A 13,650-nucleotide genomic window follows, 5' to 3' on the forward strand; every position below is an offset into this window, starting at 1 on the left:
CTTGCCACCGTTAGTCTGGCGCTACAAGCCCAATCATCCGGAGTATGTCGAGCCTGCCATGATAAAGATCCGCATTCATCAACGAGCCCTGGCCAGCGTGTTTACTGCCGCCCTTTTGTCGGCTGGTTGTGCCACCGTGAATCTCGAAACCCATGTTGCACAAACCGCTGATCAGGCCCTGGAGCTGGCCAGCAATGAAGACAACATCGAAACCGCGCAGGCTTACCTCCTCCGGATTGCCAGCAGGTTCCAGGATCAGGGCAATCACACGGCGGCGCGAACGCTACTCCAAAGTCAACAGTTGGCGCAACCGGCTCCTGAGCTTGGCAACCAGAAACGCCTGTTGGCGATGGCAAGTGCCAGCGCCCTTGAAGATGGAGCCTGGGCAAAGGAGATCGCCGGTGAAATCACTCCGTCAACCTTTATCGACTACCCGGCCGACCTGATTGCCAGGGCAGCCAACCTGCAGGCGGACACCTTCACGCTGGCCGGCGAGCCGATGCCTGCGGCCATGACTCTGATTCTGCTGGCCCAGACAGACAACACCGCGGATGCGCAGCAGATTCACGACCGGGTCTGGTCCCTGCTGGAACAGGTTCCCGACAGCGAGCTGAGCTCAGCGTCTGCCGAAGCCATCGGCTACGAAGCCCAGGGTTGGCTGGAACTGGCAAGCCTTGTCCGGACACCGGACGCTGGCATCGACGAGCAGGGCCGAATCATCCGTGGCTGGCAGAATAACTGGCCCGGTCATCCCGCCGCCCAGGTACTGCCCTCGGAGCTGAAACTGATCGCCACACTGGCCGAAAGCCGCCCTGAAAAAATCGCCCTCGCTCTGCCCCTCGAGGGGCCGCTGGCAACCGCTGGCAAGGCAATTCGAGACGGTTTTCTGGCGGCCTACTACCTCGATGACTCTGCTGACCGGGGTGAAACTGACATTCGCATCTTCAACACCGCGGGCACACCGTTCAGCGATCTTTACCAGCAGCTGTCCGAACAGGATATCGACCTGATTGTCGGCCCCCTGGAAAAAGAAGCTCTAGCCGGGCTTGGCTCAATGAATACGCTGCCGGTACCTGCGCTAGGGCTGAATTACCTGCCCGCCGGCACCATGCCTGCTGAAGGACTGTATCAATTCGGGCTTTCCGCCGAAGACGAGGCGCGGCAGATCGCCGACAGGCTTGCTGCGGAAAAACTGCGCCAGGTCCTTGTTCTCATTCCCGGTGGCGAGTGGGGTGATCGCGTGGAGGCTGCGCTGCTGCAACGCATGGCCACCCATGACGGCGTTGCGCTGGACATTGAACGCTTCTACCGGGAGGACAATCTTCGGGCAGTGACGGCCGACCTGCTGGGCATCACCGTTTCCAGGGACAGAGCCATTCAGGTTGAACGGACCATCGGTATGGACGTCGAATTCGAACCGAGGCGCCGGCAGGACGCAGACGCCATTGTCATGGTGGCAGAGCCCACGGTGGCGCGGCAGTTCAAGCCTCTGTTCGCGTTTTATTTCGGGGGTGATCTGCCGGTTTACTCACCTTCCATTATTTATGAGGGCACGCCCGCACCATCCAGGGACCGAGACCTGAACGGGGTTATTTTCACTGACATTCCGTGGGTGCTGGGTGACGACAACGAACTACGCACCCGCGCCACGGACAACCTGTCCGGCACCCGTGGTCAACCCGGTCGCCTGTTCGCCATGGGCGCCGACGCGTGGCACCTGAGCAAACGGCTACCCCTGTTGAGACAGGTCGAAAACGCCTCTATATCAGGGCAGACTGGCGTTCTCACAATGACCCCCAAGGGCAGTATCCACCGGGAACAGCTCTGGGCACAGTTCCGCAACGGGGTTCCCGAGCTCATCCCTGACCCCGTGAGCGAAGAGAGCGAGCCAGAAACCACGGACCAGGAAACAGTCCCCGTCAGCGAATAACACCACAGGAGCAGATCAGCTGCCATGGATGGCACCAAAACCCTGGGCAATCATTTCGAAGGCGTCGCAGCCCGATACCTCGCTAGCCGAGGTGTGCGGATAATCGAACGCAATGTATACAATCGCGGCGGCGAAATCGACCTCGTGGGCGAGGACGGCGGGACCCTTGTGTTCTTTGAGGTCCGCTATCGAGGCGCGGGCAGCCTGGTTGACCCGGCAAGCTCAATCAATTACCCCAAACAGAAACGCCTGATTCGTGCAGTCTCATTCTATTTGCACAGGCATGGGCTCTGGGACAAGGTCTCGCGAATAGATGTAGTTGCCATCAGCCCGGGTACCGTTAAAAAATACCGGGTACAATGGATCAGGAACGCAATTCTGGCAGGATAGTGATACTGAAAATGACCGACACCGAGCACCAGATCAATCAGTGGTTCGCCAGCCATATGGAGCATACCGCCCAGGCTGCCAGCACGGTTGGCCCCGACATCGAGGAGGTTGCCAATGCCTTCGTGGGAACGCTGCTTCAGGATGGAAAAATCATTACTTGCGCCAATGGCAATGCCAACATTCTGGCCCAGTACTTCTGCACTGCCCTTCTGAACCGGTTCGATCAGGACAGACCCGCACTGCCCGCCATCAATCTCGGAGCCGATGCGACAACCTATTCCGCCATTTGCCGGGATAACCGCTTCAACGACACGTTCTCCCGTCAGGTCAGAGCTATCGGCAAGCCCGGAGACCTTCTTTTCGTGATTGTCGACGATGGCCACAAGGCAAACCTCATCCAGGCGATCCAGGTCGCCCATGACCGGGAAATGAACGTTGTGGTTCTCAGTGCCAGAGAGAAGTCTGACATAACGTCGCTATTGCATCCGGAAGATCACGAAATTGCGCTGAACAACCTGACCCCCACCGAAGCGACACCACTGCTGCTACTGATCATCAACGCTTTGTGCGGGCTGATCGACGCCAAGATTTTTGGGGGATAAAAAAAGCCAGCGTACGCTGGCTTTTTCATGAAAATGAGTAAGGTCTATTTAACAACCTTGAGGGTTGGCCTGCCCGAAGGACGATCCTCCTGCCCGGATGAAGACTGCTCGCCTTCACGCTCACGGGAAGTACCGTCCGGATCCGGGGAGCCTGGCTCGCTACCGAACACCATGCCCTCACCGTTTTCCTTGGCGTAGATTGCCATAACCGCCTGCAGTGGAATGAACACCTGCATGGGCACGCCACCGAAACGGGCACTGAACTCGAGTGCACCATTACCGATAACCAGGCCACGCACTGCTCCCGGACTGATGTTCAGAACAATCTGTCCATTTGCGACATGCTCAGTCGGCACCTGTACACCTTGAATGCCTGCGTCCACCACGATGTAGGGGGTGCAGTCGTTGTCCAGGATCCACTCATTGAATGCTCGTACCAGGTACGGGCGGCTGGACGTCATGGTGTTTTTACTCTCAGCCACTGCCACTCTCCTGCTCCGGCCAGCGGAACGTTACCAAATCAGCTGCGAATGTCTTCTTCCAGATCGGACAGGCTTGCCTTGAACCCTTCCCGACTGAAGATGCTCTCCATGTACTTCTGCAGCGGCTTGGCCTGCTTTTCGTTCAGCTCAATACCCAGCGACGGAAGGCGCCACAGGATCGGGGCAATACAACAGTCGACGATGGTGAACTCTTCAGACAGGAAGAACGGCATCTCGCCGAACAGCGGTGCGGTTGCCAACAGGCTCTCTTTCAGCTCTTTGCGCGCTGTTTCAGAAGCCTTGGCGTTCGGCTGCGCTAGGATCTGGTCAACCAGGCCACACCAGTCCTTCTGAATCCGATGAATCATCAGACGGCTGTTGGCACGGGCAACCGGGTACACCGGCAACAGTGGCGGATGCGGAAAACGCTCGTCGAGGTACTCCATCATGATATTGGGCTCATAGAGCACCAGATCACGATCTACCAGTGTCGGCAGGGCGTTGTACGGATTCAGGTCAGCCAGTTCGGCCGGCGGATTGTCCGGATCCACATCAACGATATCGACGGTAACACCCTTCTCTGCCAGAACAATACGCACCCTGTGGCTGTAATGGCTGGCCGGATCCGAGAAAAACGTCATTGATGACCGCTTGGTCACAACGCCCATAGAACTACCTCACGAGTAAACAAACCGAAATGATCCTGAAAAAACGCAAAAATCCAGCGGGCCGGTTATGCCCGCTGGAACTCAGGGAACGGGATTATACCCTATTTCTCAGTGTACGTCCTTCCAGTACTCACGATTGAGCATGTAGGCAAACACGAAGAAGATGGCCACAAAGATCAGGACGAAGATCCCCAGACGCTCACGCTCAAGCTTCACCGGATCACCCATGTAAGACATGAAGTTGGTCAGATCGTACATGGCCTGGTCGAATTCCGGTCCAGACATGCTGCCTTCGATGGCGTACTCCGGGCATACGTCGGCGTTGTTGATGTTGCCACTCAAGGGCTCAACGCTGGCAGGAGTCCCGATGTTGGGCTCAACGGCACACAGCCCCTGCATTCCCACCAGAACGTGAGGCATACCCACGGCCGGGAATACCACGTTGTTCACACCCAGCGGACGGGACTCGTCCTTGTAGAACCCACGCAGGTAGGAGTAGACCCACGCTTCGCCACGCAGCCGCGTTTCCAGCGTAAGATCCGGTGGCGGCGCACCAAACCAGTCAGCAGCCATGTCCTTGTTCATGGAATTCTTCATCAGCTCGCCAATCTTGGCGCCGGTGAAGATCAGGTTTTCCTCATACAGCTCGTCGGGAATCTCCAGATCGTCAGCTACGCGCTTGTAGCGAGCATATTCCATGGAATGACAACCCATGCAGTAGTTGGTGAACAGGGCTGCACCACGCTGCAGAGATGCTTTGTCAGAGTGATCTGACTCAAAGCTGTCTAGTGGCACAGTTGAACCCGCTGCCAGCCCGAGAGCCGGCAGGACCGCGATGAAAAGACCAAAAATCAGCTTTCTCATTATCCTGTCACCCTCTCTGGAACTGGCTTGGTTTTCTCCATACGCGTATAGAACGGCATAAGGATGAAGTAGAGGAAGTACAGCACCGTCAGAATCTGGGCGACCATGGTGCGGCCTTCAGTCGCGGGTACCAGGCCCAGGTAGCCAAGCACCACGAAACTGACTGCGAAAATGGCCAGGGCAATCCGGCTCAACCAACCCTTGTAGCGCATTGAGCGCACCGGGCTCTTGTCCAGCCAGGGCAGCACGAACAGAATGGCGATCGCAGCACCCATCACGACAACACCCCAGAACTTGGCATCAAGACCGAACAGGTCGATCGTTACCGCACGCAGCATTGCGTAGAAAGGCGTGAAGTACCAGACCGGCGCGATATGGTCAGGCGTCTTGAGAGGGTTGGCTGGCTCAAAGTTCGGCTTTTCAATGAACAGCCCGCCGCCTTCCGGGAAGAAGAACACGACGATGAAGAAGATAAAGAAGAACACACCGACGCCCAGAAGGTCATGCACAGTGTAGTAAGGATGGAACGGGATACCGTCTTTAGGAATGCCGTTTTCGTCCTTGTTCTTCTTGATATCAATACCGTCGGGGTTGTTTGAGCCCACTTCATGCAGTGCCAGGATGTGAAGCACAACCAGACCAAGCAGAACGATCGGCAGCGCCACCACATGCAATGCGAAGAAGCGGTTCAGGGTAATGCCGGAAATCAGGTAATCGCCACGGATCCAGAGTGACAGATCTTCACCAATGACCGGAATAGCACCGAACAGGTTAACGATAACCTGGGCACCCCAGTAGGACATCTGGCCCCAGGGCAGCAGATAGCCCATGAACGCCTCAGCCATCAGGATCAGGTAGATCAACATACCGAAGATCCAGATCAGTTCACGCGGCTTCTGATAGGAGCCATACATCAGCCCCCGGAACATGTGGAGATAGACCACAACGAAGAATGCCGAAGCACCGGTAGAGTGCAGATAACGCAGCAACCAGCCCCATTCGACATCTCGCATGATGTACTCGACAGACGCAAACGCACCTTCGCCGGACGGGTTGTAGCTCATGGTCAGCCAGATCCCGGTGACCAGTTGGTTAACGAGAACCAGCATGGCAAGGGAACCAAAAAAGTACCACACGTTGAAGTTCTTCGGCGCGTAATACTTGCCCAGATGCTTGTTCCAGGCATCTACGATTGGCAGACGCTCGTCTACCCAGTTAATCAGCTTTTGCATTACGCTGCCTCCGGATCAAGACCAATCGTGAGGGTCGAATCGTCGTCAAAACGATAAGGCGGCACCTCGAGGTTCAGGGGAGCAGGCTGCGCCTCATAGACCCTTCCGGCCATGTCATATCGGGAACCGTGACACGGGCAGAAAAGGCCACCCAGCCACTCATCACCGAGATCAGCCGGAGCAACTTCCGGACGGTAGGACGGAACACAGCCAAGATGGGTACACAACCCTACAAGCACGGCAAATTCCGGCTTCAGGGAACGCAGGATGCCATCAATATACGGTGGCTGCTGAGGCGCTTCTGACTGGGGATCTTTCACCCGGTCGTTAAGCTTTTCGATATTCGCCTGCATCTCTTCGGTACGGCGGATGATCCAGACCGGCTTACCTCGCCACTCGACCGTAATCTGCTGACCCGGTTCAATCTTGCTGACATTGACGGTTACCGGTGCACCCGCTGCTTCCGCTTTGGCACTGGGATTCCAGGATGCCACGAAAGGAACGGCCGCACCGACGACGCCGACTCCACCCACCACAGACGTGGCACCGATCAGAAACCGGCGCCGGCCTTGGCTCACGTCGCCATTACTCATTATGGTTTTCTCCCATCAGGCGATGTCACAGCCCGCAAAACCGCCGGCGATGTGCATCTTAAAGGACTTCACAACCCAAAAATATAAGCGCCCAAATGGTAATGAAATTACCTTGGCCTTACAAGTCGGAAAGCCGGCGCTGGCGCCTCATCACTGTTCCAGATCAATTTGCTGACAAATCGTCCGAACATAAAAAAACCCGACCAAAAGGGGCCGGGTTTTCCAGGATCTGTACCAGCGAAATTAACGCTTGGAGTACTGAGGACGCTTACGCGCCTTGCGCAGACCCACTTTCTTACGCTCGACTTCACGCGCGTCACGGGTAACGTAACCCGCTTTACGCAGCGCCGGACGCAGAGTTTCGTCGTAATCCATCAGGGCGCGAGTCAGACCGTGGCGAATAGCGCCGGCCTGACCACTGATACCACCACCCTTGACGGTGATCTGGATATCAAAACGATCGGTAGACTCGGCAACAACCAGCGGCTGACGAACGATCATGCGCAGAGTGTCACGACCGAAGAAATCTTCGATTGAGCGACCATTGATAGAGATGTTACCGCTTCCCGGCTTGATAAAAACCCGAGCCGTGGATGTCTTGCGGCGACCAGTACCGTAATTTTGTGCTACAGACATATCCGCCTTCCGTTAAATGTCGAGTTCTTTGGGCTGCTGGGCTGCGTGAGGATGCTCAGCGCCGGCATAGATTTTCAGCTTCTTGAACATGGCGCGACCGAGCGGGCCTTTCGGAAGCATGCCTTTGACAGACTTCTGAATGATTTGCTCGGGAGCCTTGTCGACCAGCTTCTCGAAGTTGATGGACTTGATTCCACCCGGAAAGCCGGTATGACTGTAATACATCTTGTCAGATGCCTTCTTGCCGGTAACCCGCACCTGGCTCGCGTTGATCACAACAATGTAATCGCCAGTGTCTACGTGAGGGGTGTACTCAGGCTTATGCTTGCCCCGCAGACGAAGGGCGATTTCGGTTGACAGACGACCCAGCGTCTTGCCGGCTGCGTCTACAACGTACCAGTCACGTTTTACTGTTTCTGGTTTCGCACTCAGAGTCTTCATTGATTCCGCCTTGAACGCTATATAAGAAACGTTAAAAACCACCACCGGTAAATGCAAGGCATCCGGAGGAGGTTCCATACCTGTGTTGCGCTGCCATCATTCGGGGCTGAGATAGTGACATCGCCTTGAAAAGCCAGGGCGCGAAGTATACTCGAACCACTCGGGAAAGCCAACCCTGTGTTGGTTCGTTTCGTTATTCCCCTATACCGGCAGCCGACCAACCATAGAGTCGGGATACATTGTCCAGAAGCACCGGCGCCAGTTGCTCCGGCTTAGAACCTCGGATCTCGGCGAGCACGTCCAGAATATCCGGCAGATACCGGGGTGAATTCTGCCCCTGCGGTACGCCCTCGGGCGCCATGTCCGGCGCATCCGTTTCAAGCACCAGAGCCTCAAGCGGCAGTCGGGCAATCGCGTCGCGGGTCTTCCGGGCACGGGGGTGAGTGATCACGCCACCTACCCCGATAAAGCATCCCAAGTCCACCAGTTTATCGGCCTGCTGGAAACTTCCGCTAAAGCCGTGAATCAGCGCCCGACCGCCCCACTGCCGGCGATTGAGCAGGCTGTGCACTTCATCATGGGTCTTTACGGAGTGAATCACCAGGGGCATGTGCAGCTCATCTGCCAGCGCCACCTGCTTTTCAAACCACGGCCACTGCGCTTCCAGGCTGCCCTTGAGCCGATCCAGCCCACATTCACCAATCGCAACACAGCGCTCGGGGCGAGACGCCAGCAGCCGCCTGAGCTCCTGCAGATCCTCCTCCGAATGCTCGTCAACAAACCAGGGGTGAATTCCAAGACAGTAAAACAGGCCACCATGCGCCAGCGCTGTGTCACGGACCCGGCCCCAGTCCGGTCGCCTGACGCCGGGTATTACCAGTCCGCGAACTCCGCGCGACCGACCCTGTTCGAGTTCCGCATCACGGCGGCCTTCGAACTGCGGAAAATCAAAATGGCAATGGGCGTCGATCAACTGCACTGTCACCTCCGCCCGGAACCGTTAATGCTCCCGGGTCTTGTGGAACTGAATGTCGGGATACCTTTCCTGGGCCAGATTCAGGTTTACCATGGTCGGGGCGATGTAGGCGAGCCGGTCACTGCCATCAAGAGCCAGGTTGTCGTTGTTTTTGCGCTGGAATTCATCCAGCTTGCGCTCATCGCCACAAGTCACCCACCGGGCCGTGGCCACATTGATCGGCTCGTAAATTGCTTCCACCTTGTACTCACTTTTCAGGCGGCTAACCACCACATCGAACTGCAGCACACCGACTGCCCCGACGATGAGATCGTTATTTCGCAGCGGCCTGAACACCTGTACTGCACCCTCCTCCGACAGCTGTATAAGCCCTTTCTGGAGCTGTTTGGCCTTGAGCGGGTCCTTCAGGCGGATCCGGCGGAACAGTTCCGGAGCGAAGTTCGGAATACCGGTGAACTTCATATCCTCGCCGGCGGTAAAAGTATCGCCCAACTGAATGGTGCCATGGTTGTGCAGACCGATAATATCGCCGGCAAAGGCCTGCTCGGCATGCTCCCGGTCGCCGGCCATGAAGGTTAGTGCGTCTGAAAAGCGAACTTCCTTGCCGATGCGGACATGACGGGCCTTCATGCCCTGGTTGTAGCTGCCAGAGACAATGCGCAGGAACGCAACCCGATCGCGGTGTTGCGGATCCATGTTCGCCTGGATCTTGAACACGAAACCCGAGAACCCATCCTCTGCCGGCTGGACCAGTCTCTGGTCGGTTTCCCGGGGTTGCGGCGCCGGGGCCCAATCCACCAGGCCGTCCAGCATGTGGTCGACACCGAAGTTACCCAGCGCAGTACCAAAGAATACCGGCGTCAACTCGCCGGCGAGAAAGGCCTCCTGATCGAACTCGTGAGACGCGCCTTTGACCAGCTCAATTTCATCACGCAGATCATCAGCATAGGCTCCAATGGCTTCATCAAGCTCCGGATTGTCCAGCCCCGAGATAATCCGCTTATCCTGAATCATGTGGCCCTGACCGGACTGATAAAGGATGACTTCGTCCCGAAGCAGGTGATACACACCCTTAAAGCTCTTGCCCATTCCGATGGGCCAGGTGATGGGCGCGCAGGCGATCTTGAGAACCTCCTCAACCTCGTCCATCAGTTCGACCGGATCCCGGGTATCCCGGTCCAGCTTGTTCATGAACGTGATGATCGGCGTATCCCGCAGGCGGGTGACCTCCATCAACTTGATGGTCCGCTCCTCGACACCCTTGGCGCTGTCGATCACCATCAGGCAGGAGTCCACCGCTGTCAGGGTCCGGTAGGTATCCTCCGAGAAATCCTCGTGGCCCGGCGTATCCAACAGGTTTACCAGCTTGCCACCATAGGGAAACTGCATCACCGACGTGGTTACGGAAATGCCCCGCTCTTTCTCCATTTCCATCCAGTCGGACTTGGCGTGCTGGCCGGACTTCTTTCCCTTAACGGTGCCGGCTTTCTGGATCGCCTGTCCGAACAACAGCACCTTCTCGGTAATGGTGGTTTTACCGGCATCCGGGTGCGAAATAATGGCAAAGGTGCGGCGCTTGGCCACTTCCTGGGAAAGGTTAGACATAATCGAAAAGTAACCTGAATCTGATGTTCTGAAAAAGGCGGCCATTATAGGCCCTATGCAGCTGCGACGCTAACTCGCACTGAAGCACTCACTGACCAAGAGTACGCGTCAGAACGCGGGCATCCTCCCGCCCGTTGGCAGCCGGATAGTACCCGGGTCGCAGCCCAATCTCCTGAAAGCCCTCATCCTGGTACAAACCAAGGGCGGCATGATTGCTAACCCTGACCTCGAGCAACAGCTGGGACATACCTTCATGGGCCGCAGTTGCCAGAACGTGTCTCAAGAGGTAGCGCCCCACACCTTTACCGCGGGCTCTCGGATGGACGCATATATTCAGCAAATGCGCTTCATCAAACATATAGGCCACCACAGCGTAGGCCATCAGCCTATCCCCGTGACAGGCACCCCAGAGCCGATAGTTGTCCTTGAAACAATCAAGAAACACCGACTCACTCCAGGGGTGGGAATAACCCTGGCGCTCTATATCAAGCACAGCGGGCACGTCTTCAGACTCCAGAGGCCGAACGAACAGATCGGCTTCAAGGACTTTTTGGTAAGTTTCCGGATAGGGCATTAACGGGCAACCAGAGGCCGTATTTGCTGCCATAGCGAACGCTTTAATGCGGGGTTGCCGGCAATCTCCGCAATGGTGTGCGGAAACCAAACTGTTGCCTCACGACCAAGCGCTTCCACCAGCCAGCTCTGCGCTGACTTTTCTCCACCCTGCAGGACAACAACCTTCTGGCCCTCCAGGCCCGACAGAACGCTGCGCATTACCTCAACAAGGTCATGGCCGGAATTTCCGGGCACCAACAGATTGTTGAAAATGGGCCAGGACACTTGCCCCAGCACTCGCGGCTGGTCCTCACCAAGGCTCTTGAGAATATTCAGTGCGAGGGCTTCCTGAAGCCGACTACTCGCATCCCCGGACATTCCCCCGATCAATGCGACACCGCGCCCCGCCCAGACCATGAGGTTAACGCTTTCAGAGGGGATCATGGACGATTGTCCGGACCTCTCCTCTTGCCGCTCTGGTTCCGGGGATATCGCAGTGGGCTTCGCAGCCGAAGGCGATTCCTCGGGTTGTTGCGAGGTTTTTTCCGTAGCACCGGCATCGCCTCCCATTAACGCCTGCAGATCCGCTATTCGGGCGACGCCAGGGGTTCGATCCGGCCCTTTCCGCTCAGCCCCGCCCGGACGCGCTGAACCGCTCTCAGCTCGAGGCGAAGGCTCTGATATGCCCGGGAATGGTTTCGGAACACCGGCCTCGTCAGGGAACTCAAAAACTGGACTGGGCGCCGCACCCGGCAGCGGTTGCCGGGCATACCACATCCGGATCCCCGCCGCTCCCAGGTAAAATTGACGCTCTGCTTCCGATCTGATCATTAACTTCGCCTGTCGGGATTCACCTAATTTCCGATCTCACACATCGGCAACCTGGGGATGTTGTCGAATTCCGCCTTTAGTGATCAGGTTCAGGGCCTCTATGTAAGCTTTGGCGGACGCAATGATGATATCAGTATCGGCACCCACCCCGTTAACGATCCGGCCACCGCGTTCGAGGCGGACAGTCACCTCACCCTGGGCATCGGTGCCGCTGGTGATGTTGTTTACGGAATACAGCTGGAGATTGCAGCCTGAATCCACCAGAGATTCAATTGCCTTGAAGGTGGCATCAACCGGCCCACTGCCTTCTGCCTCGACTTTGTGTTCTTTGCCATCGACCGTGAGGGTCAGATTGGCCTTGGGCACGACTCCCGTCTCGGAGCATACCTGCATGCAGACCAGACCATACCGTCCATCTTCCTCTTTCTGGCGGGTATCGCTGGCTATCGCCTGCAGATCTTCGTCGAAAATCTCATGCTTCAGGTCTGCGAGTGCTTTGAACCTCGTAAACGCTTCGTTCAACTCCGTTTCCGTCTCAAACTGAATCCCGAGCTCAAGTAAACGGGTACGGAACGCGTTACGCCCGGAATGCTTGCCCAGCACCAGGCTGTTGGTGTGCCACCCCACATCCTGAGCCCGCATGATCTCGTAGGTTTCACGGTGCTTCAGGACCCCGTCCTGATGAATGCCAGATTCATGAGCAAAGGCATTGGCGCCAACGATGGCTTTGTTGGGCTGTACCGGAAAGCCGGTGATCGTAGATACCAGGCGCGAAGCGGGCACAATGTGCTGCGTATCAATACGGGTGTCTATGTGGAACAGATCCTGGCGGGTGCGCACCGCCATAACGATTTCTTCGAGCGCCGCGTTACCGGCCCGCTCACCCAAACCATTGATGGTGCACTCCACCTGACGAGCCCCCTGGCAAACCGCTGCCAGAGAGTTGGAGACTGCCAGGCCTAGATCGTTGTGGCAATGCACCGAAAAAACGGCCTTGTCGGCGTTTGGAATGCGGTTCATGAGCTGACGTATGGTTTCACCGAACTGTTCGGGAATCGCGTAGCCCACCGTATCTGGAATGTTAATCGTAGTGGCGCCTGCATCAATGGCCGCCTCAATAATCCGGCACAAGAAGTCCAGCTCGGAACGGCCGGCGTCTTCGCATGAAAACTCAACGTCGTCGACATGGCTTCGAGCACGTTTGACCGAGCGAACGGCCTGCTCGACCACCTCATCCGGCTGCATCTGCAGCTTGTGCTTCATGTGAATGGGCGATGTGGCAATAAACGTATGAATGCGCCCACGCTGTGCCGGCCGGATCGCCTCTGCTGCGCGATCGATGTCCTTATCAAGCGCCCGGGCGAGACTGCAGATCGTGGAGTCCTTGATGGACTCGGCGATTGCTTTCACCGCTTCGAAATCACCCTGACTGGCAATCGCGAATCCCGCCTCGATAACGTCGACCCGAAGCTTTTCCAGAGCTTTCGCAATACGGAGCTTCTCCGCCTTGTTCATGGTGGCACCGGGGCTTTGCTCACCATCACGGAGCGTTGTATCGAAGATGACCAGATGATCAGTGGCTGGCATTGGCAGGCTCCATTCTGAGATTTCGTTCGTTATGGAGAGAGTATATCACCGGGTTGAGGTGAGTGAGGGCCTGAGTTTCAGGCAATAAAAAACCCCAGCATCAAGGATGCTGGGGTTTTGGCATTAGGAGCCTGACGATGACCTACTCTCACATGGGCAACGCCACACTACCATCGGCGCTGGTCTGTTTCACTTCTGAGTTCGGGATGGGATCAGGTGGTTCCAGACCGCTATGGTCGTCAGGCAAAACGGTTGATC

At 56.7% G+C, this 13,650-nt stretch carries 15 protein-coding genes and 1 rRNA gene; 3 read left to right on the plus strand and 13 right to left on the minus strand.

Annotated features, from left to right (window positions below; genetic code table 11):
* Position 1 precedes the first annotated feature (1 nt).
* Genes QZ534_RS08955 through QZ534_RS08965 form a run of 3 tightly spaced genes read left to right on the plus strand, consistent with a single transcriptional unit; the run spans position 2 to position 2,922 of the window.
* Positions 2 to 1,930, plus strand: coding sequence for a penicillin-binding protein activator (locus QZ534_RS08955; protein ID WP_296933798.1), 1,929 nt, complete (start codon positions 2 to 4; stop codon positions 1,928 to 1,930).
* Positions 1,931 to 1,954: 24 nt separating this feature from the next.
* Complete coding sequence (locus QZ534_RS08960; RefSeq protein ID WP_296933800.1) at positions 1,955 to 2,320, plus strand: YraN family protein; 366 nt, start codon at positions 1,955 to 1,957, stop codon at positions 2,318 to 2,320.
* Positions 2,321 to 2,331: 11 nt separating this feature from the next.
* A complete protein-coding gene (locus QZ534_RS08965; protein WP_296933803.1) occupies positions 2,332 to 2,922 on the plus strand; it encodes an SIS domain-containing protein in 591 nt (196 codons plus the stop codon).
* 44 nt (positions 2,923 to 2,966) lie between these two features.
* On the opposite strand, the gene QZ534_RS08970 is transcribed toward QZ534_RS08965, so the two are convergent.
* The 13 genes from QZ534_RS08970 to rrf all read right to left on the minus strand — a co-directional run bounded on the left by QZ534_RS08970 (position 2,967) and on the right by rrf (position 13,636).
* Positions 2,967 to 3,383 carry a ClpXP protease specificity-enhancing factor gene (locus QZ534_RS08970; protein ID WP_227512626.1) on the minus strand — a complete coding sequence of 139 codons (417 nt, stop codon included), beginning with the start codon at positions 3,381 to 3,383 and terminating at the stop codon, positions 2,967 to 2,969.
* Positions 3,384 to 3,442: 59 nt separating this feature from the next.
* Entirely contained in the window at positions 3,443 to 4,072 is a 630-nt protein-coding gene (locus QZ534_RS08975) for a glutathione S-transferase N-terminal domain-containing protein (protein ID WP_008176545.1), read from the minus strand.
* A gap of 108 nt (positions 4,073 to 4,180) precedes the next feature.
* Entirely contained in the window at positions 4,181 to 4,936 is a 756-nt protein-coding gene (locus tag QZ534_RS08980; RefSeq protein ID WP_296933804.1) for a cytochrome c1, read from the minus strand.
* Positions 4,936 to 6,168: a cytochrome bc complex cytochrome b subunit gene (locus QZ534_RS08985; RefSeq protein WP_296933806.1), complete on the minus strand. Its 1,233-nt coding sequence runs from the start codon at positions 6,166 to 6,168 to the stop codon at positions 4,936 to 4,938. Before QZ534_RS08985 ends, QZ534_RS08980 begins: the two co-directional genes overlap by 1 nt.
* Entirely contained in the window at positions 6,168 to 6,761 is a 594-nt protein-coding gene (gene petA, locus QZ534_RS08990) for a ubiquinol-cytochrome c reductase iron-sulfur subunit (RefSeq protein WP_069184010.1), read from the minus strand. Before petA ends, QZ534_RS08985 begins: the two co-directional genes overlap by 1 nt.
* A 243-nt stretch (positions 6,762 to 7,004) precedes the next feature.
* A complete protein-coding gene (gene rpsI, locus QZ534_RS08995; protein ID WP_069184011.1) occupies positions 7,005 to 7,397 on the minus strand; it encodes a 30S ribosomal protein S9 in 393 nt (130 codons plus the stop codon).
* Between the two features lie 12 nt (positions 7,398 to 7,409).
* Positions 7,410 to 7,838, minus strand: a complete 429-nt coding sequence (gene rplM, locus QZ534_RS09000) for a 50S ribosomal protein L13 (protein WP_008176556.1) — start codon at positions 7,836 to 7,838, stop codon at positions 7,410 to 7,412.
* Between the two features lie 193 nt (positions 7,839 to 8,031).
* On the minus strand, positions 8,032 to 8,817 hold the full coding sequence (locus QZ534_RS09005; RefSeq protein ID WP_296933809.1) for a TatD family hydrolase: 786 nt from the start codon (positions 8,815 to 8,817) through the stop codon (positions 8,032 to 8,034).
* 21 nt (positions 8,818 to 8,838) lie between these two features.
* Positions 8,839 to 10,419, minus strand: a complete 1,581-nt coding sequence (gene prfC, locus QZ534_RS09010; RefSeq protein WP_296933811.1) for a peptide chain release factor 3 — start codon at positions 10,417 to 10,419, stop codon at positions 8,839 to 8,841.
* 88 nt (positions 10,420 to 10,507) lie between these two features.
* Positions 10,508 to 10,993, minus strand: a complete 486-nt coding sequence (rimI, locus tag QZ534_RS09015) for a ribosomal protein S18-alanine N-acetyltransferase (RefSeq protein ID WP_296933820.1) — start codon at positions 10,991 to 10,993, stop codon at positions 10,508 to 10,510.
* Positions 10,993 to 11,418: a hypothetical protein gene (locus tag QZ534_RS09020; RefSeq protein ID WP_296933813.1), complete on the minus strand. Its 426-nt coding sequence runs from the start codon at positions 11,416 to 11,418 to the stop codon at positions 10,993 to 10,995. The genes rimI and QZ534_RS09020 overlap by 1 nt, the downstream gene beginning before the upstream one ends.
* 423 nt (positions 11,419 to 11,841) lie before the next feature.
* Positions 11,842 to 13,392: a 2-isopropylmalate synthase gene (locus tag QZ534_RS09025; protein WP_296933814.1), complete on the minus strand. Its 1,551-nt coding sequence runs from the start codon at positions 13,390 to 13,392 to the stop codon at positions 11,842 to 11,844.
* 129 nt (positions 13,393 to 13,521) lie between these two features.
* Positions 13,522 to 13,636: ribosomal RNA gene (gene rrf / locus QZ534_RS09030) — 5S ribosomal RNA — on the minus strand.
* Positions 13,637 to 13,650 lie beyond the last annotated feature (14 nt).

Source organism: uncultured Marinobacter sp. (genome assembly GCF_913055835.1).
Classification (GTDB): domain Bacteria; phylum Pseudomonadota; class Gammaproteobacteria; order Pseudomonadales; family Oleiphilaceae; genus Marinobacter.